We start from the raw sequence: 20689 nt of genomic DNA, 5'->3' as shown, positions 1-20689 counted from the left end.
GCCCGCGGCGGGGCCCCCCCCCCCGAATACCCCCCAACCGTGGGGGGCCCGCGGCGCCGCACCCCCCCCTTGCGCCCCGCACCCCCCCCGGGGGGGGGGGGGGCCGCCCCCGACTCGGCGTTTTAGGTGAGGTCGGTGCGGTCGGAGTCCTTGAGGGCGGCGACGATCTTCTTGACCTGCTGGGCGTGTGTGCGGGTGGTGACCAGGACGGCGTCGTCGGTGTCGACGACGACGATGTCCTCGAGGCCGATGAGGGCGATCATGCGGCCCGAGTGGGGTACGACCAGGCCGGTGGAGTCGAGGGCGTGGACGAGCGAGTCGTCGCCGAGGATCGTGGGGCCCTCGGGCGAGGCGGTGGCTGCGGCCTGGAGCAGCGTCGCCAGCGAGTCGAAGTCGCCGATGTCGTCCCAGCCGAGGTCGGCGGGCACCGTGGCGACCTTGCCGGCGGCGGCAGCGGGCTCGGCGACCGCGTGGTCGACCGCGATCTTCGGGAGCGTCTCCCACAGCTCCTCGAGCCGTGACGGGTCGGCGGCGATGGACCGCAGCCTGTCGGTGAAGCCGGGGTCCGACTCCGCGAGCAGGTCGAGGAGGACGGTGGGGCGCACCACGAACATGCCGGCGTTCCAGCGGTAGCGGCCGGTCGCGAGATAGCCGGCGGCGACCTCGGCCGACGGCTTCTCGACGAACTCGTCGACCAGGTAGGCACCCGGGTGGCCCGTCAGCGGCTTGCCCTCGGCGATGTAGCCGAACGCGGTCGAGGCGAAGGTCGGTGAGATCCCGATCGTCACCAGCCAGCCGTCCGCAGCGATCGCCGCGGCGCTGCGTACGGTCTCGTGGAAGTTGTCGATGTTGCGGATCACGTGGTCGGCCGCGAAGGAGCCCATCACGGCCTCCGGGTCGCGCCGCTCCAGGAAGGCAGCGGCCAGGCCGATCGCGGCCATCGAGTCGCGCCCGCTCGGCTCGGCCAGGATCGCGTCGTGCGGCACCTCGGGCAGCTGCTCGCACACGGCCCGCTCGTGGACCGAGCCGGTCACCACCATGATGCCGTCGGAGACGGACTCGAGGCGGTCGTAGGTCTCCTGCAGGAGGGTACGTCCGTGGCCGGTGAGGTCGCGCAGGAACTTCGGCTCCGAGGACCGCGAGAGCGGCCACAGCCGCGTGCCTGCGCCGCCGGCGGGGATCACTGCCCAGAACGTCATGCCGCACACCTTAGAGTTTCGACGTGACCAGCTTCCCCGAGACCCTTGCCCGAGCCCTCCGGACCGCCCCGGGAAACCCGTTCGTGACCTTCTACGACGAGGCGAGCGGCGAGCGCCAGGAGCTCTCGACCACGACGTACGCCAACTGGGTTGCCAAGGCCTCGGGGCTGCTCGTCGACGAGCACGGCCTCGAGCGCGGGGACAGCATCCGGATCGACCTGCCCACCCACTGGCTGGCCGCCGTGTTCCTCGGCGCCGCCTGGAACACCGGACTCGTGGTCACGGACTCCGACGGTTCCGATTCCTCTGGCCCTGACGCCGTCGTGTGCGGTCCCGAGACCCTGGTCGCCTGGGCGGATGACGCCGGGAAGCGGCCGACCCTGGCGTGCTCGCTGCTCCCCTTCGGCGTACGTTTCGCCGACCCGCTCCCCCAGGGCGTGCACGACGTCGGCATCGAGGTCTGGGGGCAGCCGGACGCCTTCACCCCCTTCGATCCGCCGGCCGCGGACGACACCGCCACCTCGTGGGCGGGCGTCGAGACCAGCCACGCCGACCTGTTCGGCGACGGGAAGGCCGATCGGCTGCTCTCCACCGTCCCCTCGGCCTCCCCTGCCGGGGCCGAGCTCCTGGCCGCCCTGCTCGCCGGTGGCGGCTCGCTGGTGCTGGCGACCCACGCGACCGACGACCGCCTGGCCGCCCTCGCGGAGGCCGAGCGCGCTCAGCCGAACTGGTCGTAGCCCCGCACGACGCCCATCTGGGTCTTCCGGTCCCAGCCGCCGCTCTGGTTGTGCTCGTAGGCGAACCACATCCCGTCGGACTTGCGGCGCAGCAGCACGTCGCCGCCGGTGGAGGCACCGCGCAGATCCTTGGTCGCGAGGACGAAGTCGAAGGCGCTGGCGTCGATCCCAGGGTCGGAGTAGGTGGTCAGGCCACCAGGGCCGTTGGTGCGGAAGATCAGCAGCTGGTTGGAGCGCTTGAAGATCACCTCCGGCGAGCCGTCGTCAGCGTAGAAGCGGCCGGCGCCGATGACCTGATTCGCTCCGCTGACACCGCTGCGGATCCGGTAGGACGCACCCAGCGCACCGGTCCCACGGCCCGGCCAGACCCGGATCTCGCCGGTTGAGTGCTTGCCCACGAGGTCGGGCCAGCCGTCGCCGGTGATGTCGCTGACCACGTCGATGACCGAGACGGACTGGAAGCCGCGCCCGATGATGACGCCGGTGGCGAACGTCTCGGTGCCGTTGCCGCGGTTGACCCGGATCGTGCCGTCGGTGTGGCGGATCAGGATGTCGCCGTCGCCGTCGCGGTCCCAGTCACCGGCGTTCATCAAGGTGGCCGAGGTGCCGCCGATCAGGTTGGTCGCCCGCGGCGTACCGAAGCGGGCGTTGCCGTCGGTGCGAAGCACGACGATCCGTCGGTCGCTGGACCGCCGGGCGACCAGGTCGGGGTAGCCGCGGCCGCTGATCTGGGACTGCAGCTCGCGCGCCGACCAGCTCGCCTGCTTCGAGCCCGCCTGCGAGCGGATCGTGCTCAGCTTGGCGTAGAGGTAGCGGCCCGGGCACGCGGTGGAGCCGGCGTCGCGATGACCCATGATCGCGTGCGAGAAGGTGCGGTCACCCATCTTGGTGGAGCCCTTGTTGCCGCGGACACCGTGCAGCGACAGCTTCCACGCGAACAGCGATCCGAAGGCGTTCACCAGCGCGGTCGGCGGTGCGGCGTTCTCGAAGTTGCCGATCGCGGAGGCACCGAAGCCATAGCTGTTGTAGCCCGAGGTGTGGGCACCCACGACGGGGCGGTCGACGCCGCCGTAGCGCCCCTCCCAGATCCGGCCGAACTTGTCGAGCAGGAAGTTGTAGCCGATGTCGCGCCAGCCCCGGCTCTTCACGTGGTAGGTGTAGATGCTCCGGATGATCCCCGGCACCTGCGCCTTCGTGTAGGAGTTCGTGTTGACGGTGTGGTGCACGAACCCGCCGCGGACCTCGTGGTAGTCGGGCGGTCCGGCCTCGCGCACGCTCTCGTCGGCGCCCCACTGGCGACGGCTGTAGATGCTGGGCTTGGCGGTGTACGCGGCCGCCGACAGCGTCGCCGCCTCCCCCTCCTCGGCACTCGTGGCGTCCTCGGCCCCCTCGGCCGGCTCCGGTGCGTCATCGGCACCGGTCTCGATCTCGGGTGACTCGCTGCGGCTCGCGTCCGCCTCGCCGGGCGTGATCACCGCCAGCCTGAGATCGGCCGGCACCTGGGCACCGGTCAGCCGCAGCCTGGTCTGCACCTGGTCGACCTCGCCGACGACCGCCTCCATGGTGCCCGGCCTCGACCCGGCGGCCTCCGCGGAGGCCGGGTCAGGAGCATGGTCGTCGAGGTGGACGTCCAACGCCTGCCAGTCGCTCCACGTCCCGTCCTCCAGAGTGCGTACGTCGGCACCGACCGCATCCTCCGGAACGACCGCATCGGGCGCCCAGGTGAGTCCGACCGTCCCGAACCCGTCCACCGGCTGCGGGAGGCTGGTGACGGTCACCGCGTCGCCCCGAGAGGTGGCCTTCGTGGCCTCGGCGGTGATCCGTCCGGGCACGCGGCGCGCGGACGGTGCGGTCAGCGAGATCTCCTCGAGGTGGGCGTCGACCGGGGCCGCGGGCACCTGCGCCGCTGACGGCGCCGCCACCTGGCTGGAGACGGGAACCTCGCCGGGTCGGACCACCTTCAGGTCGACGACGGTGCTCGCCGGGACCAGCGCGGCCAGGACGAACCCGAGCACGAGCAGCTGCTGGGTCGAGGCGACATAGCGCGAGCGAGCGCGCTGTACTTCGTTCGACTGCTCTTCTCCGGCCTGCGAAAGCACGTATGGATCCCCCTGGTTCCGTAACACCAGGGAACATCTTTCACATCAGCCACAGGCGTGGGAAGAGCCTGCGAAGAACTACAGCTCTGTAATTCCTCGCAGGCTCTCGCCCTGACCCTAGGTCAGACTTCCGCCCCGAGGGCACTGTCGGCGGCCTCGAGCTGCCTGAGCTTGGCCGACCCCTTGGCGTCGTCCTCACCGTAGTGGAGGTACTCGATGCCCTCGTCGACGTCGCCGTCGAAGACCAGGCGGCCCTTCTCCAGGCAGATGACGCGGTCGCACATCCGCTTGACCGAACCGGCGGCGTGGCTGACGTAGACCACGGTGCGGCCGCTGTCGCGGATCTCCTCCATCTTCTCCATGCACTTCTTCTTGAAGGGCTTGTCACCGACGGCGAGAACCTCGTCGGCGAGGAAGATGTCGGAGTCGATGTGGACGGCGACCGAGAACCCCAGACGCGAATACTGTCCCGAGGAGTAGTTGCCGACCGGGGAGTTGAGGTGGTCGCCGAGCTCGGCGAAGTTCACCACGTCGTCGTAGATCGCGGCCGTCTCCTCGGCGGAGAGCCCGTAGATCGCCGCGTTGAGGAAGATGTTCTCCCGCCCGGAGAGCTGCGGGTGGAAGCCCGCACCGGTCGCGATCAGGCCGGCGATCTGGCCACGCGTCTTCACGACACCCTGGTCGGGACGCATGACCCCGCTGATCAGCTTCAGCAGGGTCGACTTGCCCGAGCCGTTGAGGCCCATCAGACCGACCGACTCGCCCTGCTTGATCGTGAAGGAGACGTCGTCCAGCGCCTTGAAGGTGTTGGAGACCGCCCGTCCCTTGATCTTGGCGACGGTGATGTCCTTGATGCTGCGGTGGTAGCGGAGCGTGAAGTTCTTGGTGACTCCGTCCACCACGATCGAGTCTGCGGCGGCGCTGTCCTGAGCTTGTCGAAGGGTCATGTCAGGCGCTCCGGAATCTTGTTCTCGTGCTTGCTGAAGACCACCTGGGCGATCACCAGCAGGACCAGCGAGACACCGAACGCGCCCAGACCCCACATCCACAGATGCTCGGGCAGGTGCTCGGCCGCGGTCTCCTCGGGATTCGGGGTCACCCCGACCCAGAAGGCCTGCTGGAAGAGCAGCACGGCGTCCGCAATCGGGTTGAGCAGGTAGATCCAGGCCTTGTCACCGAGGGCGCCCTCGATCATCGAGAACGGGTACATCATCGGGACGCCGAACCGGATGTAGTTGGTCAGGATGTTGACCGCGCTGCCGAAGTCGCGGAAGAAGACGTTGGCGAGGCTGAAGACCAGCGCCAGGGCGGTGCCCAGCGCCATCACGATGCCGAGCGCGAGCAGGAGCGAGGGAACCGTCTCCCAGGTCGGCGTCCAACCGCTGAACAGGCAGACGACCACCAGGATCAGGGTCGCCGGCACGAGGTGGTAGAGCGAGACCAGCATCGAGGCGACCGGGAACATCTCCTTCGGCATCGCCATCTTCTTCAGCAGTCCCTTGTTGCCGAGCAGGGAGCGGGTCCCTGCCCCGAAGGTCTCGGTGAAGAAGTGGACGATGACGAGCCCGGCGAACAGGTGGACCGGGTAGTTGTCCATCCCCTTGTCGGCGCCCATGATCTTGCCCATGAAGATCCAGTAGACGCAGAACTGCGTCAACGGGTTGATGTAGGACCAGAAGACGCCGAGGATCGAGTTGGAATAGCGACCGCTGATCTCCCGCTGCACGAGCAGCTTGAGCAGGTAGCGGCGCTTGAAGACCGAGAGCAGGCCGAGGTTCTCCGCCGGGGGCGCCAGCGGCGCGTCGACGATCCGTACGGGGCGTTCATCAACTCCGGTTGCCATCGGTCCCCTTCTCCTCGACGATCCACGGCTCGAAGGTCTTCTCCCAGGCCTCGGGCGAGGTGAAGTCGCCCAGCTTGGAGCGGTACTCATCGGCCAGCTTCGGCCACTGGCGCTTGAGCCGGCGGTGCACCTTGATGGTGTCCTTCAGCATCTGGTTGAAGAGCTTCTTGTCGCGTCGGTAGAAGGCAGCGCCCTGCTGGTCGTTCATCGACACGATGGCGCTGTCGTACTTGGTGATCCGGTACCACTGGTTGTCCATCGCGGCGAGCTCGGCCTCGGGGAACTCCGTGGAGAGCTTGCGCGGCTTCATGATCTGCCGGATCGGCGCCTTGAGCGCGGCCAGCTTGACCTCGCGGTTGGTCGGGACCTCGGTGTCCTCCTTGCCCTTGCGCGGCGGCTTGTGGCGGCGCACGGGCGGGAACTCCTCACGGTCGGCCTTCAGCTGAGCGTCGGCGTAGTCCTTGACCATCTCGCGTACGGCGGGAAGCTGGGTCGCGAGGGTCTCGTGCAGCTTCTCGGGGCCGGCGAGGACGTCGAGCAGCGCCTGGTGGCGCAGCAGGACCGTCGAGTACTGCATCGAGACCAGGTGCTTGATCTGGTGGGAGAACGATTCGGTGACCATCCGGCCGCCGTCGTCGTAGATCGAGTGCAGCAGCGCGGCCACGAAGCGGTTGCGCTGGTGGAAGTAGGACTGCCAGTCGAGGGCATCGTTCTTGTCGGTCCACGGGACGTGCCAGACGGCCGCACCCGGGAAGGACACCGTCGGGAAGCCGGCCGCCTTGGCGCGCAGGCCGTACTCGGAGTCGTCCCACTTGATGAAGACCGGCAGCGAGAGCCCGATCTCCTCGATCACCTTGCGCGGGATCAGGCACATGAACCAGCCGTTGAAGTCCACGTCGACGCGCTTGTGCAGCCAGCGGGTCGAGCGCAGGTTGCGGGCGCCGAAGTCCCAGTCGCCGTAGACGCCGGGAGCCGACTGCCACCAGAACCGCCACGGCTGGACGATCTCGCCGTAGGAGTGCAGGCGGGACTTGGCGTAGAGCGAGAACATGTGGCCGCCGACGATCGTCGGCCGCTTGGCGAGGTCACCGAAGGTGACCGCGCGGATGATGCCCTCGGGCTCGCAGACGACGTCGTCGTCCATCATCAGGGCGTACGTCGCGGTGCCCTTGCGCAGCGACTCGAGCTGGCCACGCGCGTAGCCGCCGGAGCCGCCCAGGTTGCCCTGCTCGAGGATGTGCAGCAGGTCGCCCAGGGCCTTCTCGGCCGCCGGGAACTCGACGTCGTCGGCGACCTTCTTGGTGCCCTGCTCCATCACGAAGACGGTGTCGAGGTAAGGGCGCAGCTGCTCGTCCTCGCCCATCTGCGCGAGCAGCTTGGCGCAGAAGTCCGGCTTGTTCATCGTGGTGACGCAGATGTCGACGGTGCCGTGCTCGGCACGGTCGTCGGGGACCTCCGCGGTCCACTCGGCCGAGGTGATGACGGCGTCCTCGTCGGAGGCGACGACGTCGTACCAGTACCAGCCGCCGTCGACGAACGGCTTCAGCGGCAGGTCGAAGGTGAAGGTGCCCTCGGGGTTGGTGCCGGTGTCCGCGGCGTCGACGCGCTGCGAGCGGCCGTTGGCCATCGACTTGTAGACGATGACGCTCGCGCCGCGACCCTGCAGCGCGACGGTCAGCTTCACGCTGTCGACCACGGTGTGCCGACGCCAGTAGCTGGCCGGGAACGCGTTGAAGTAGGTGCCGAGCGAGAGCCGCTCGCTCTTCAGGATCCGCAGCGCCGTACGCGACTCGATCTGGTCGGGGTGGATCTGGGTCCCGTCGTTGATCGACTGGCGGATCTGGGCGTTGTTCAGCGCCTGGGCCGTCTTGTCGGAGCCGACCTCGTACTTGTCGGCGTCGAGGATGGCAGCCTGGTTGTCGACGTAGAGCGGGAGTACGTCGGAGTCACGGTCCAGGGGCAGGATCTGCCGCTGGAGCAGTCGGGTCACGCTCATTCGTCAACGCCTCCGGAGGTGAGCGGGGTGCCGTCCTCGAAGTGGGGACGGAGCTTGTTCTCGAACATGGTGAGCGCGGACGCGATCGCCATGTGCATGTCCAGGTACTTGTAGGTGCCGAGACGGCCGCCGAAGAGCACCATCGGCTCCTTCTTGGCCAGGTCGCGGTAGACCAGGATCTTCTCGCGGTTGTCGGCGGTATTGATCGGGTAGTAGGGCTCGTCACCCTCCTGGGCGAAGCGGCTGTACTCCTTGACCACGATCGTCTTACCGGGCTTGTAGCGGTCGGCCCGCTCGGGGTGGAGGTGCTTGAACTCCAGCTCACGGGTGAAGGGGACCTCGGGGTCGTTGGCGTTCACCACGCCGGTGCCCTGGTAGTCGTCCACGTCGAGGATCTCGGACTCGAGGTCCACGGTGCGCCAGGAGAGCTTGCCCGCGGAGAAGTCGAAGTACTCGTCGACCGGACCGGTGTAGACGATCGGGACCTTGCCCTTGAAGTCGTCGACCACGGTGAAGAAGTCGGTGTCGAGCTTGACCTCGATGTTGGGGTGGTCGGCCATCCGCTGCAGCCACGCGGTGTAGCCGTCGACCGGGAGACCCTCGTACTTGTCGTTGAAGTAACGGTTGTCGAAGGTGTAGCGGACCGGGAGGCGCGTGATGATGTCGGGCGACAGCTCCGTCGGGTCCTTCTCCCACTGCTTGGCGGTGTAGCCCTTGATGAACGCCTCGTAGAGCGGGCGGCCGATCAGCGAGATCGCCTTCTCCTCGAGGTTCTTGGCGTCCTCGGTGTTGAACTCGGCGGCCTGCTCCGCGATCAGCGCGCGCGCCTCGTCCGGGGTGTGCGACTTCCCGAAGAAGGAGTTGATCAGCGCGAGGTTCATCGGCAGGGAGTAGACCTGCCCCTTGTACTTCCCGAACACCTTGTGCTTGTAGTCGGTGAACTCGGTGAACTTCCGCACGTAGTCCCACACCTTCTGGTTGGAGGTGTGGAAGAGGTGGGTGCCGTACTTGTGGACCTCGATGCCGGTCTCCTCGTCGAACTCGGAGTAGGCGTTCCCACCGATGTGCGGACGGCGCTCGATGATGAGCACCTTCTTGTCCAGCTCGGTGGCGGCGCGCTCGGCGATGGTGAGGCCGAAGAGGCCGGAGCCGACGACGACGAGGTCAGGAGTGGTTTCAGGGAAGGACACGATCGCTCAGTCTAGGTCTCTGTGGGTAAGGGGTCGGTCGGGCTGTGTTGTTCGGGTGGGTGGGTCAGGCGGTTGGGACGGTTCAAGAAGTGGGCAGGGTTCGCATGCCTCGCGCTGCGCGCAGGGCCTTGATCACGTTGACGGCCTCGTGCTTGCCGCCTCGTAGCGGGCTGAGGAGAACCACAGCCGCGGTGATGAGCCAGGGCTTGAGGCGTACGAGGACATTCTCGCCGTAGCGGAAGTGGACGACGAAGAGGTTGCGGTACATGTAGAAGCCCTTCCAGCCGGCCAGGTCGTGCTGCTGGCTGAAGTCGAGCTGTCGCACGAGCACCGCATCGCGTACGGCCCAGATGGTGCGGCCGGCGCGGCGGGCGCGGATCGCGAGATCCACGTCGTCGTAGAAGATGAAGTAGGTCGGATCGGGAAGCCCGATCTCCTCCAGGACGGTGCGGCGGATCATGAACCCCTCGAAGGCGACGTTCTCCACCGGAACGCGCTCCGGCATGGCGTCGCGGGTCGGGTAGGTGTCCATGACGGCGGCGGTCTTGGGCTTGATCGCGAGCGGGTTGCGCAGGTCGAACTTCAGCGCGGCCAGCTCGATCAGCTTGCCGTTCTTGTCCTCACGCACGGAGAAGAGGCAGTCCTCGTCCTGAGCGAGCAGCACCTCGAGGCAGTCGTGGGCCGGGACGACGTCGTCGTCGATCAGGTAGAGCCGGTCCCAGCCCTGCTCGACCGCGGCCTTGGTGCCGAGGTGGAAGCCACCGGCGCCGCCGAGGTTCTCCGGGCTGTCGATGACCTGGAGGTTGGGCGTGATCGCCTCTTCCAGGACTCGCGACGTGTGGTCGGTGGAGGCGTTGTTGACGACGATCACCGCGTCGGCGGGCTGGTCGAGCTTGGTGAGCCCGTCGAGCAGCCCACGCAGCATGTCGGCGCGGTTGTAGGTGACGACGACGATCGCGACCGTCTCACGGGTGGTGCTCAACGAAGGAACCTCTCGTGTCCACTGAAGTCCCCCCGGATAGCGGCCCACCACGCCTGCATCGACAGCCAGATCCGGCGCGGCTGCGGCTTGGTGAGCAGGTAGAACCATAGAGTCTTCGCCACGAAAGCCAAAGCGAAGGGCCACCCTCGGTAGTCGCGCAGGTTGAGCAGGTTGTTGCGCGCCATGCAGTAGTGCTTCAGGTCACTCGGCGTGTGGTTGTACGTCGCCCTCCCCCACGCCATCGGGGTGCCGAGGTCACCGACGGAGGGGTGGCGCACCTGGGCGCCGACGACGGTCGCGATCCGCGCCCCGGCCTTCTCGGCCCGGAGACGGTATTCGTGGTCGTCGCCCCAGATGAAGTACTCCGCCCGGGGGTAGCCGATCCGCTCCACCAGGTCGCGGGTGACCAGGACCCCGTTGAACGGGATCACGATGTCCTTGATCAGGCCGTCGGTGGCGGCCGCTTCGACGTCGGCGAGCTGGTGCACGACCTTGGAGCGGCCGGGGAGCCGGATCGGGAACACCAGGCGGCCGGGGTCGCCCTCGTCGACGACGAGCGGCCCCCAGAAGTCGAGGTCGGTCTGCTTGAGCAGCAGCCCGAGGCAGTCGGTGTCGGGCAGGCCGTCGTCGTCCATCAGCCAGACCAGGTCGGCGCCCCGCTCGATCGCCGTCTCGAGCCCGTCGTGGAAACCGCCGGCGCCGCCGCTGTTGCGCTGCAGGGTGCGGGCGATCACCGGCACCTGACGCTGACCCGGCTCGTCGGCACCGTCGAGCTCGGCGAGCCACTGCGACGTACCGTCGGTGGAGGCGTTGTCGATGACGATCACCTCGTCGAGGCCGTCGACCACGTCGAGCCGCTCCAGCAGTCGCTGCAGCAGCTCGAGACGGTTGAAGGTCACCACCACCGCGGCGACACGATTGCTCCCTGGCACGGATCCAGACTAGCCGCGACCGCGGTGTATCCCGGGAATCAGCGAGTCGCTGTGACCTGCGCTTAACCCGTTGTTCAACAGGCTGAGGCGAGGTCGTCGGTCTCGTTGGCCTGGTAACCCTTGTTGCGCGAGCCCAGGGAGCCGCCGGTGACGGGGCCGCCCTTGTCCGAGTCGCCGGCCCTGGTCTGGTTCTTGGGAGCGGGCGCCTTGGTCTCGCCGTCACCGCCGGTGCCGGGCGACTCGAAGACTTCCTCCTTCTTCGGAGTCGCCTTCTTCACCGCCTTGCGCACCTCGGCGTGGATGTCGGACATGTTCGGGTCGGCGGTGTTGACCAGCGGAGGCACCAGCGAGAGTGTCGAGATCTTCTGCGACTTCGCCTTCAGCGCCAGCGTCGAGAACCGCTCGATCTCGCTCGGCGGGACCGACGTGGTGATGGTGGAGCCGGTCGCCTTCGCGACGTCCTGGTAGTGGCGTACGACATCGGCGGGGCTGGTCTGCTGCAGGATCGCGTTCAGGACGCACTTCTGGCGGGCCATCCGGGAGTAGTCGTCGGAGTCGTGGCGGGCCCGGGCGTACCAGAGGGTCTCCCAGCCGTCGAGCTTCTTCGTGCCGGGCTGGATGTGGGTGTAGAACTTGTCGGAGGGGAGGCCGACCGGGATCGGCTGGCGTACGTTCAGGGTGACTCCCCCGATGGCGTCCACGATCTCCTGGAACCCGTTGAGGTCGACGATCGCGTAGTAGCTGATCTGCAGGTCGGTGATGCCCTCGACAGCGTCGACGGTGGCGGCCATGCCGGGGTGGTCCTCGCCCTTGTAGAGCTCCTTGTGGTCCTCGGCCCAGGTGCTCACGCCGTTGAGGTAGCAGCCGTCGCAGTCGAAGCCCCGCGGGAACTCCTCGTCCATCGGGGAGCCGTCGTCGAAGGTGAAGTTCGCCATGTTGCGGGGCAGGCCGATGAGGACGGTGCGTCCGGTGACCGCGTCGATGGAGGCGACCGTGAGCGAGTCGGGGCGCAGGCCCCAGCGGGTCTTGCCGCCGTCGGAGTCGGCACCGGCGAGCAGGACGTTGAAGCGGCCGTTGTGTGCCTCGGCGGCCTCGGCACCGGCGAAGATCGCCTCGACCATGCCCTTGTGGACGCTGACCAGGTGGGCGCCGAAGATCAAGGTCGCGGCCACCGAGAAGGCCAGCGCGCCGTTGATCGCGACCACGATGCGGCGCTGCTTGAGGTCGAGCTCGAGCGGGCGGCCCAGGCGCCAGGCGTCGATGAAGAGCCCGGCCCAGGCGATGGCGCCGGCGATGAGCGCGATGCGGAACAGACCCAGCAGCCACGGCGTCGTGCCGAGCCGGAAGATCAGGCCGTGCCAGAGCAGCGAGATCGCGAAGACCAGCCCGGTGGTGACGGCGAGACCGATGACGGTCCAGATCGCGATCCGGCCGACGCGGCGGTTGCCGGCGACGAGCTGGGCGGACCCCGGCAGGAGCAGCGTGATCAGCAGCAGCGCCATGGCGCGACGGAACCGCACGCGGGAGGCGCGCTCGGCGGCCGTACGCTGGGGCCGGTAGTTCTGGTCAGCCATCTGGGGTCCCTCGGGTGTGAGTCTGCACCGCCAGTATCACCAGTCACACGAGTAACACGGTGGTGCGACGCGCCGACTAACTTTAGCGGCCTGGCACGGTACGTTTGAGCGCATGCCAAACCCCCGCAACCCTGGCAGCCCCAACGATCCCCGGTCGCAGCAGTACGGCTGGGCGTACGGCAACGGCCAGCAAGCTCAGCCTTCGGGGCCCGAGCCCACCAACGTCATGCCCACCGTCCGGCGCCCGTCCGGCGGCCCGCCTCCCGCGGCGCCGCCGCGTGGCGGCTATGACCGGCCGCTGCCCCAGCCGGGGCAGATCGCGCCGACCCCCGGCCAACAGGGCGGGTATGGCAACCAGGGCTACGACCAGGGCTACAACCAGGACTGGAGCCAGCCGAGCGAATACGGTGGCAACGGCGGCTATGGGGGTCCGGGCGACGGCTACGGCGGCGGTCGCGGGGGCCGCCAGCCGCGTCAGCCCAGGCCCAAGAAGCGCCACCCGTTCCGCAAGTTCGTCGCGATCGTGATGATCCCGATCCTGATCCTCGTCGGCGCGGTGGCCTGGATCGGCATCAGCGCCTGGAACAAGGTCGACAAGGTCCCCTACGAGCCGACCGCCGGCGAGCGGCCCGCGGACCAGCCCGGCACGACGTACCTCATCGTCGCCAGCGACTCGCGCGAGGGCCTGACCGCCGAGGAGAAGAAGAAGCTCTCCACCGGCGACGCCGCGGGCAGCCGCACCGACACCATCAAGCTGCTGCACACCGGCGCCGGGAAGACGATCGTGGTGACCCTCCCCCGCGACTCCATCGTGCCGATCCCCGGGCACGGCACGACCAAGATCAACGCGGCCTTCGCCTATGGCGGCCCCGAGCTGCTGGTGCAGACGATCGAGCAGAACACCGGCGTACGCATCGACGGCTATGTCGAGATCGGCATGGGCGGTCTGGCCCGGCTCGTCGACGGCGTGGGCGGCATCGAGATCTGCCCGAAGAAGGACATGAAGGACCCCAAGGCCGGCCTGGACGTCAAGAAGGGCTGCCAGGAGGCCGACGGCGTCACCGCCCTCGCCTACTCGCGGTCCCGCTACGCGGCCGAGGACGGCGACCTGGGTCGCGGCGCCAACCAGACCGAGGTCATCTCCGCGATCGGCAAGAAGGCCACCAGCCCGGCCACGCTGCTGAACCCGTTCAAGCTCGCCGAGATGGGCGAGGGCGCCGCAGGGCTCAAGGTCGGCGAGGGCATGAGCGTCATCGGCGGCGCGAAGTTCCTGTGGGCGTTCAAGGCGCTCGCGGGTGGCTCGGCGATGACCTGCGGCGTCCCGATCAAGGACTTCGCGGTCAACTGGCGCAAGGAGGACGCGCTGACGATGTTCGGCCACATCAAGGCCGACACCGTCGACCAGATTCCGGCGGACATCTGCACGGCGACGGGTCTGCCCGGGTAGCCCCTCTCGCTTCGGCCGTCCCTACTGACCTTCGTCGGTAGGGACGGCTGCTTTTCGTCCACTGTGCCGGGGCGCATATCTGCCTAGTTTCGACGCATGATCACTGTGGACCACCTGACCAAGAGATACGGCGCGACGACCGCGGTCGACGATCTCACCCTGCAGATTGAACCCGGCCGGGTCACCGGCTTCCTCGGCCCCAACGGCGCCGGGAAGTCCACGACCATGCGGATGATCCTCGGCCTGGACCGGCCGACATCGGGGACGGCCACGATCGACGGCCGGCCTTACGTCACGCTGCGGCGCCCGCTGCGCGAGGTCGGTGCGCTGCTGGACGCCAAGGCGGTGCACCCCGGCCGCCGGGTGCGTACGCATCTGGTGGCGATGGCACGGAGCAACTCGATCCCGGTGGCCCGGGTCGACGAGGTGCTCGAGCGGGTCGGTCTGGCCGGGGTGGGGCGCCGCCGGGCCGGGTCCCTCTCGCTCGGGATGAGCCAGCGGCTCGGGATCGCGGGCGTGCTGCTCGGCGACCCGCGGGTGATGCTCTTCGACGAGCCGGTCAACGGGCTCGATCCCGACGGGGTGATGTGGATCCGGAAGCTGCTGAGGTCGCTCGCCGCGGAGGGGCGTACGGTCCTCGTCTCCAGCCACCTGATGAGCGAGATGCAGCAGACCGCTGACCACCTGGTCGTGCTGGGACGCGGGCGGTTGCTCGCGGACGCCTCGCTGGGGTCGTTCGTCGCCGGGCACGGCTCCTTGGAGGAGGCCTACTTCCGGCTGACCGCCCGGAGCGTGGAGTACGCCGGGACGGAGGTGGCCTGATGCTGAACCCCTTCCTGGCCGCGATCTCGTCCGAATGGACCAAGCTCTGGTCGGTCCGCTCGACCTGGTGGTGCCTGATCGGCGCGGCCGCGCTGATGGCGCTCTACTCGGTCCCGCTGGGCTTCGATGCCGCCGAGCCCAATCCGAACCTCTCCCACGCCGACCAGCTGCTCCACGTCGAGGAGGTCGCCACCGCTGGGCTGCTCTTCACCCAGTTCGCACTGATCGCGCTGGCCCTGCTGACGGTGACCTCGGAGTATGCCTCCGGCAGCATGCGTACGACCCTGCAGTGCGAGCCGCGGCGCGGCCGGGTGCTGGTCGCGAAGCTGGTCGTCGTCGAGGTGGTCGCGCTGGTCGCCGGGGCGCTCCTCGCCGTCCTGGGTGCCGGCCTCGGCTACCTGACCGCCGGTGACTACGGCGTCTTCGACGTCTCCTCGGTGGCGGCGGTGGCCGGCAGGATCAGCGTCTACCTGGGCGTGGTCGTCGCGCTGGCCATCGGGCTCGCGGTGGGTCTGCGCAGCACCGCCGGAGCGCTGGTCGTGGCGTTCCTGGTGCTCTTCCTGCTGCCGATGGTGCTGATGATGAGCGGGATGGACCTGATGACCGACGTGTCCTACTACCTGCCGGGGACGGCGGGAACGGAGTATCTCGGCATCGGGATCGCGACCCTGTTCGGGCTCTCCGACGGGCTCCCCTACGGGCGCAACGGCGGGCTCGGACTCCTCGCCGCCTGGTCGGTGGTCGCGCTGCTGGCCGGCTACCTGGTGTTCCGCCGGCGCGACGCCTGAGGCCCGCACCTCCTAGCGGTCCTCGCTCACGAGCCCCGCCACGTGGGCGAGGACCGCTGCCTGCACCCGGTTGCGTACGCCGAGACGACCGAAGGCACTGCTCAGATAGGCCTTCACGGTCCCCTCCACGAGGTGGAGACGGCGACCGATCTCGGCGTTGGAGAGCCCGGCGGCGACCAGCGCCATCACGTCGCGCTCACGGTCGGTGAGGGCGGCGACCTTGGCCCGCGCGTCCGCCGCTCGCGACATCCGGTCACCGGCCCCGGCGCCGAGCTCGGCGATGACGCGCTGGGCGACCCGTGGGGAGAGGAAGGCGGCGCCGTCGGCGACCGCGTGCACACCCGCGAGCAGCTCGCGGGGATCGCCGGACTTCAGCAGGAACCCGCTCGCCCCGTCGCCGAGAGCCCGGGCGATGTAGGCGTCCTCGGAGAAGGTGGTCAGCATGACCCGCGCGGTCTCCGGGGCGGTCCGAGCGATCTCGGCTCCCGCCGCCAGACCGTCCATCCGGGGCATCCTGACGTCGAGCAGCGCGACATCGGGACGGTGGCGCTGGGCCGCTTCGACCGCCTCGCGCCCGTCGGCTGCCTCGGCGACCACCTCGATCGTCTCGTCGGTCTCCAGGATCGCGCGTACGCCGGCCCGCACCATCGCCTCGTCGTCGGCCAGCAGCACCCGGATCATGTCGCCACCTCCGTAAGGCAAGGCGAAGAATACGGAAGTGGCGGCATGATGGACCTGTTGGTCGCTCGCTGGCGCTCGCTCACCTGGCCACCTCCTCGCGGTCGCTGCGGACTGGTAGATCGGCGACCACCTCGAAGCCTCCGCCCGCGGTCTGGCCGTGACGCAGCGTGCCCCCGGCGGCACGCGCCGCCTCCTCGAGCCCGGCCAGGCCCAGCCCGGTCGTCGCGCCGGCTCGCGGCGGGAGGGTCGCCCGGCCGTTGCTCACCGAGAGGCGTACGCCAGCGGGTTCCCGCTCCTCCACCGCAACCCTCACCGTCGACCCGGGAGCGTGCCGGGCGGCGTTGGTGAGCGCCTCCTGGACGATCCGGTGGGCAGCGGCGTCGCGCACAGGCGCGGATCCCTCGTCGAGCGATCCCACCAGGCGTACATCCATCCCCGACTCCCGCGCGCGCTCGACCAGGCCATCGATCCCGGCCGCGGCGGGGGTCAGCGGAGCCTCCTCGGCGGCGGGGCGGAGGACGCCGACGATCTCGCCGAGCCTCTCGGTGGCCCCGGCGGCGGCAGCGCGGATGTCGCCGGCCGCCTTCTGGTGGGCGCCGGTGAGCCCCGGTGCCACCTCGAGGGCACCGGCGCGGAGCGCGATCAGGCTGAGCTCGTGGCCCAGCGAGTCGTGCATCTCCTGCGCGATCCGGGCACGCTCGGTGAGCTGGGCCTGCTCGATCTCGGTCGAATGGCTGCGGGCGACCTGGCGCAGGTAGCGGCCGCTGAGCCACGGCAGCGCCATGAAGATGACCATGTTGCCGGCCATCGCGACCTGCACTCCGCCGCCGTTGACGACGGCGTCCAGCACGGTCAGCGCCACCACGCCCACGCCCGTCACGACCGCCGAGGGCCACACCTGGTCGGCCCATCTGCCGACGAGGAAGCTCGTCAGCGCCGCGAACGCGACGTAGCTGATCAGGATCCACCCGTCGTTGGCCACCACCGTGCCGCCGACCAGCGCGCACACGATCGCCACCGCGACGGCCGGCTGCCTCTGCCGGACCCACATCGCGACGGTGACGCCGAGGACTCCCAGCAGCGCCGACCAGCCCGACCACTGCGGGTGGCCGGCGTCGCTCATGTAGAGGTGTTCGGCGGTGACCGCCACGACCAGAAGGCCCGACAGGATCGACTCGAGGGTCCGGGGCCGGCGCAGCAGACTCACGCCCACCACGGTAGTTGCCGCCTCGACCGGGTTGTACCGACTTTCGTCAGTAGGCAGACCCGCCCTTCCGTAGCTGAACGGAATCGATACAGACTGTGACCCATGGCTTACGAGACCCTGACCTTCGACGTGGACGCCGACGGCATCGCGCTCCTGACCCTCAACCGACCCGACGCGCTCAACTCGTTCACGGTGACGATGGCGCGCGAACTGGAGGAGGTCTTCACCACCGACGCGATGGCCGACGAGGTGCGCGCGGTCGTCGTGACCGGCGCCGGGCGGGCGTTCTGCGCCGGGATGGACCTCTCCGCCTCCGGGAACGTGTTCGGCCTGGACGAGTCGCTGCACCCGACGCCCGAGAGGCTCGCCGAGCACCTCGCCGACCCGGCCAACCACCCCGAGTACGCCGAGGGCGTACGCGACACGGGCGGCAAGGTCACCCTCGCGATCCACGCACTCCCCAAGCCCGTGATCGCCGCGATCAACGGCCCGGCGGTCGGCATCGGCGCCACGATGCTGTGCGCGATGGACGCGCGGCTGGCGTCCTCGAAGGCGAAGATCGGCTTCGTCTTCGGCAAGCTCGGCATCGTCCCCGAGGCCTGCTCGTCCTACTTCCTGCCACGCGTCGTGGGCGTCCCGCGGGCCCTGGAGTGGCTCTACACCGCGGAGATCCTCGACCCCGACCAGGCACTCGACGGCGGCCTGGTCCGCAGCATCCACCTGCCCGACGAGCTGCTGCCCGCAGCCTTCGAGCTGGCCCGGAGGTTCACCAAGAACCGGTCGCCGGTCGGCACCGCGCTCGTCCGCCAGCTCATCACCCGCAACGCCTCCGCACGCCACCCGCTCGAGGCCCACCTGTCCGACTCGCTGGCGATGTTCTATGCCTCGATCGGCGACGGCAAGGAGGGAGTCGCCGCGTTCCTGGAGAAGCGGGCCCCCGAGTTCACCTCGAAGGCGTCCGAGGTTCCGGACGTGTTCCACGGACAGATTTTTACGGGCTGACCTGCAGCGATAGTCGAGAACCCCCTGTTGTGGGGCCGAATCCTGGGCTACGGTCGAAGGTGGGCCCGCCCGCTGGTCCCTCACCCGGGTGTGGCCGCGGCCGGCACGCAGTGCCCAACCCGAGATGGGCGCGTGTCGGCCGCATCTCGGTGCCGATCAGGCGCCGATCCGGGCTGCGTACTCCTCGACGATCGCGTCGGCCGGCTGGTCGACGGCGATGACCACCCCGGCCTCGTCCGACTCGAGCGGCTCGAGCGTCTTGAACTGGCTGTTCAGGAGCGCGGCCGGCATGAAGTGGCCGGGTCGGCTCGCCTGGCGCCGCGCGATCACCTCGCGGGTGCCCTCCAGATGGAGGAAGGTCACCCCGGCGTGGTGCCGACGGAGCTGGTCCCGGTACTTCCGCTTGAGCGCGGAGCAGCTCATCACGCCACCGCGCTCGGCGTGCCGGGCCAGCCACTCCCCGACCGCCTCGAGCCAGGGGTAGCGGTCGTCGTCGTCGAGCGCGATCCCAGCGGTCATCTTCTCGATGTTCGCCTGCGGGTGCAGGTCGTCGGCATCCTCGAACGGCACCCGCAACCGCCCCGCGATCGCCGCCCCGATGGTCGACTTCCCTGAGCCCGAGACTCCCATCACGACCAGCACCGGTTTCGCCATCACGACATCGTACGGGCGTAGAGCGCCTCGAGATCGGTGAAGTGCCGGTGCGTCCCCGCCTCCTGGTAGGAGGAGGTGTCCGCCATCGAGTAGCCGTGCGGGGCGTCGGGGTAGATGAGGTTGGTGTAGATCACCCCGGCGTCGTCGAGGGCCCTGCTGAGGTCGGCGACGTTCTCCGGAGTCATGGAGCGGTCGTGGTCGGCATGGCCGAAGTAGTACTCCGCCCTGGTCCCGGCGATGCAGGTGTGCGGCGAGGCCTCCTCCGCGGTGACCAGCCCGCCGCCGTGGAAGCCGCCGACCGCGACGAACTCGTCGGGGAACCGCCCCGCGGTCCGCACCGCCAGCCGGGCGCCCATGCAGTAACCGTGGGTTGCGAGCGGACCGGCGGCGTACGTCCGGAGGGCTTCGACGTACGCCGGGATGTCGATCGCCAGCCGGTCCACCGTGAGGCCACGGACTCGGGCCATCGCACCGTCCGCGAAGAACGCGTCCCTCGCCGCAGGGTCGCGGAGGTCGGTGGTCGGGGCCAGCTCCGCGATGCCGCCGTCGCGGTAGAAGACGTTGGGCGCGAGGACGACGTAGCCCCACGATGCGACCCGCTCGACCATCTCCGCCAGCCGCGGCCGCAGGCCGATCGCGTCCATGTAGACGAGCACGCCACCCTTCGGTGCGCTCTCGGGCCGGGCCAGATAGGCCTCGGCGATGCCGTCCGATGTCTCGATCTCAATCTTCTCGACCACGACCTCACGCTACCGGCAGGCACTTGCTGCCATGCTCGTTCCCATGACTCAGCACCCAGAGGCACTGCACCTCGAATCCTCCCGAGCGATCCCGGTCGCCCACGAGACCGCCCTCGCCCGCGTCCTCCCGGCCCCGCTGCCGCAGATCTTCGGTCGCCGGTACGCCGCGATCGGCCCGATCGCCGAGGTCCGCGACCAGGCCGGCGACTGGGACACCGTCGGTGAGACCCGCACGATCGTTCTCGCCGACGGCGCGACGATGCGCGAGACCCTGACCGGCATCGACGCCCCTTCGTCGTTCTCCTACGAGATCACGCCGCTCTCCGGCCCGCTCAAGCTCCTGGTCGGTCACGTCGCCGGGCGCTGGTCCTTCGCCCCGGCCGGCACCGGCACCCGGGTCACCTGGTCCTGGGACGTCACCCCCACCTCTCGGGCGGCATCGTTCGCGATGCCGGTTTTCGGGTGGATGTGGAAGGGGTATGCGCGGCAGAGCTTGGAGTCGCTCGAGGACCTGTTGGTCGGCGCTTGAGCTTTGCTTCTTGCGCGTCGGCGGGTTGGCGTTCTTTTGTGGTTGGGGTTTGCCGCCGACCCTTGCTTGGAGGGTGTTCTCGGCGGCGTCCGGAGTAAAGGACGGCCTGTGGCCGCCGGCTTCGCCGGTCGCCTGCGGCGATCCTTGACACCGGCCGTCGCCGAGAAAAAGATGACGCTTCTATGTTCTGTCAAGCTCCTGGTTCGCGGTGGATGGTGTTGAGGGTGCGGTAGAGCTCGCGGGTGATGTAGCGCTTGAGGCATCGGC

At 69.1% G+C, this 20689-nt stretch carries 19 protein-coding genes; 6 read left to right on the top strand and 13 right to left on the bottom strand.

Going from position 1 to position 20689, the window contains the following annotated elements; translation table 11 throughout:
- Positions 1–122 precede the first annotated feature (122 nt).
- Positions 123–1199 carry a mannose-1-phosphate guanylyltransferase gene (locus tag ACFV9G_RS20855; protein ID WP_378729452.1) on the bottom strand — a complete coding sequence of 359 codons (1077 nt, stop codon included), beginning with the start codon at positions 1197–1199 and terminating at the stop codon, positions 123–125.
- 23 nt (positions 1200–1222) lie between these two features.
- On the opposite strand from ACFV9G_RS20855, the gene ACFV9G_RS20850 reads away from it, so the two are divergent.
- Positions 1223–1936 (top strand): TIGR03089 family protein, encoded by a 714-nt coding sequence (locus tag ACFV9G_RS20850; protein WP_378729451.1) that lies wholly within the window; start codon positions 1223–1225, stop codon positions 1934–1936.
- Here the strand turns inward: ACFV9G_RS20850 and ACFV9G_RS20845 are convergent.
- The 8 genes from ACFV9G_RS20845 to ACFV9G_RS20810 all read right to left on the bottom strand — a co-directional run bounded on the left by ACFV9G_RS20845 (position 1918) and on the right by ACFV9G_RS20810 (position 12552).
- Entirely contained in the window at positions 1918–4035 is a 2118-nt protein-coding gene (locus ACFV9G_RS20845) for an N-acetylmuramoyl-L-alanine amidase (protein WP_378729450.1), read from the bottom strand. The two genes, ACFV9G_RS20850 and ACFV9G_RS20845, sit on opposite strands and share 19 nt — an antisense overlap.
- Positions 4036–4157: 122 nt before the next feature.
- Entirely contained in the window at positions 4158–4982 is an 825-nt protein-coding gene (locus ACFV9G_RS20840) for an ABC transporter ATP-binding protein (RefSeq protein WP_378729449.1), read from the bottom strand.
- Positions 4979–5878 carry an ABC transporter permease gene (locus tag ACFV9G_RS20835; protein WP_378729448.1) on the bottom strand — a complete coding sequence of 300 codons (900 nt, stop codon included), beginning with the start codon at positions 5876–5878 and terminating at the stop codon, positions 4979–4981. Before ACFV9G_RS20835 ends, ACFV9G_RS20840 begins: the two co-directional genes overlap by 4 nt.
- The gene (locus ACFV9G_RS20830; RefSeq protein ID WP_378729447.1) at positions 5862–7874 is read right to left on the bottom strand and encodes a glycosyltransferase; all 2013 of its coding nucleotides are present in this window, start codon (positions 7872–7874) and stop codon (positions 5862–5864) included. Before ACFV9G_RS20830 ends, ACFV9G_RS20835 begins: the two co-directional genes overlap by 17 nt.
- On the bottom strand, positions 7871–9064 hold the full coding sequence (glf, locus tag ACFV9G_RS20825; protein ID WP_378729446.1) for a UDP-galactopyranose mutase: 1194 nt from the start codon (positions 9062–9064) through the stop codon (positions 7871–7873). The genes ACFV9G_RS20830 and glf overlap by 4 nt, the downstream gene beginning before the upstream one ends.
- An 82-nt stretch (positions 9065–9146) precedes the next feature.
- Positions 9147–10046, bottom strand: a complete 900-nt coding sequence (locus tag ACFV9G_RS20820) for a glycosyltransferase (RefSeq protein ID WP_378729445.1) — start codon at positions 10044–10046, stop codon at positions 9147–9149.
- Positions 10043–10978, bottom strand: coding sequence for a glycosyltransferase (locus ACFV9G_RS20815; RefSeq protein WP_378729444.1), 936 nt, complete (start codon positions 10976–10978; stop codon positions 10043–10045). The genes ACFV9G_RS20820 and ACFV9G_RS20815 overlap by 4 nt, the downstream gene beginning before the upstream one ends.
- 74 nt (positions 10979–11052) lie before the next feature.
- Positions 11053–12552: an LCP family protein gene (locus tag ACFV9G_RS20810; RefSeq protein ID WP_378729443.1), complete on the bottom strand. Its 1500-nt coding sequence runs from the start codon at positions 12550–12552 to the stop codon at positions 11053–11055.
- Positions 12553–12664: 112 nt separating this feature from the next.
- Here ACFV9G_RS20810 and ACFV9G_RS20805 point away from each other — a divergent pair, with 112 nt between their 5' ends.
- The 3 genes from ACFV9G_RS20805 to ACFV9G_RS20795 all read left to right on the top strand — a co-directional run bounded on the left by ACFV9G_RS20805 (position 12665) and on the right by ACFV9G_RS20795 (position 15609).
- Complete coding sequence (locus ACFV9G_RS20805; protein WP_378729442.1) at positions 12665–13999, top strand: LCP family protein; 1335 nt, start codon at positions 12665–12667, stop codon at positions 13997–13999.
- Between the two features lie 96 nt (positions 14000–14095).
- Positions 14096–14821 (top strand): ABC transporter ATP-binding protein, encoded by a 726-nt coding sequence (locus ACFV9G_RS20800; protein ID WP_378729441.1) that lies wholly within the window; start codon positions 14096–14098, stop codon positions 14819–14821.
- Positions 14821–15609, top strand: a complete 789-nt coding sequence (locus tag ACFV9G_RS20795) for an ABC transporter permease subunit (RefSeq protein WP_378729440.1) — start codon at positions 14821–14823, stop codon at positions 15607–15609. The genes ACFV9G_RS20800 and ACFV9G_RS20795 overlap by 1 nt, the downstream gene beginning before the upstream one ends.
- A 12-nt stretch (positions 15610–15621) precedes the next feature.
- Here ACFV9G_RS20795 and ACFV9G_RS20790 read toward each other — a convergent pair whose 3' ends face one another.
- Both ACFV9G_RS20790 and ACFV9G_RS20785 read right to left on the bottom strand, forming a co-directional pair.
- On the bottom strand, positions 15622–16290 hold the full coding sequence (locus tag ACFV9G_RS20790) for a response regulator (RefSeq protein ID WP_378729439.1): 669 nt from the start codon (positions 16288–16290) through the stop codon (positions 15622–15624).
- Positions 16291–16369: 79 nt separating this feature from the next.
- The gene (locus tag ACFV9G_RS20785) at positions 16370–17497 is read right to left on the bottom strand and encodes a sensor histidine kinase (RefSeq protein WP_378729438.1); all 1128 of its coding nucleotides are present in this window, start codon (positions 17495–17497) and stop codon (positions 16370–16372) included.
- A gap of 102 nt (positions 17498–17599) precedes the next feature.
- Between ACFV9G_RS20785 and ACFV9G_RS20780 the strand changes: the two genes are divergently transcribed.
- Positions 17600–18499: a crotonase/enoyl-CoA hydratase family protein gene (locus ACFV9G_RS20780; protein ID WP_378729437.1), complete on the top strand. Its 900-nt coding sequence runs from the start codon at positions 17600–17602 to the stop codon at positions 18497–18499.
- 156 nt (positions 18500–18655) lie between these two features.
- Here ACFV9G_RS20780 and ACFV9G_RS20775 read toward each other — a convergent pair whose 3' ends face one another.
- Together ACFV9G_RS20775 and ACFV9G_RS20770 are read right to left on the bottom strand one after the other, a co-directional pair.
- Positions 18656–19153, bottom strand: coding sequence for a gluconokinase (locus ACFV9G_RS20775; protein ID WP_378729436.1), 498 nt, complete (start codon positions 19151–19153; stop codon positions 18656–18658).
- Positions 19153–19893, bottom strand: coding sequence for a dienelactone hydrolase family protein (locus tag ACFV9G_RS20770; protein ID WP_378729435.1), 741 nt, complete (start codon positions 19891–19893; stop codon positions 19153–19155). The genes ACFV9G_RS20775 and ACFV9G_RS20770 overlap by 1 nt, the downstream gene beginning before the upstream one ends.
- Positions 19894–19936: 43 nt before the next feature.
- On the opposite strand from ACFV9G_RS20770, the gene ACFV9G_RS20765 reads away from it, so the two are divergent.
- A complete protein-coding gene (locus ACFV9G_RS20765; protein ID WP_378729434.1) occupies positions 19937–20422 on the top strand; it encodes an SRPBCC family protein in 486 nt (161 codons plus the stop codon).
- The last annotated feature ends 267 nt before the right edge of the window (positions 20423–20689 follow it).

Source organism: Nocardioides sp. NPDC059952, from assembly GCF_042730435.1.
In the GTDB taxonomy this organism is placed as follows: domain Bacteria; phylum Actinomycetota; class Actinomycetes; order Propionibacteriales; family Nocardioidaceae; genus Nocardioides.
Note: the sequence above shows the minus strand (reverse complement) of the source record. Positions and strands in the feature narration are given on the sequence as shown.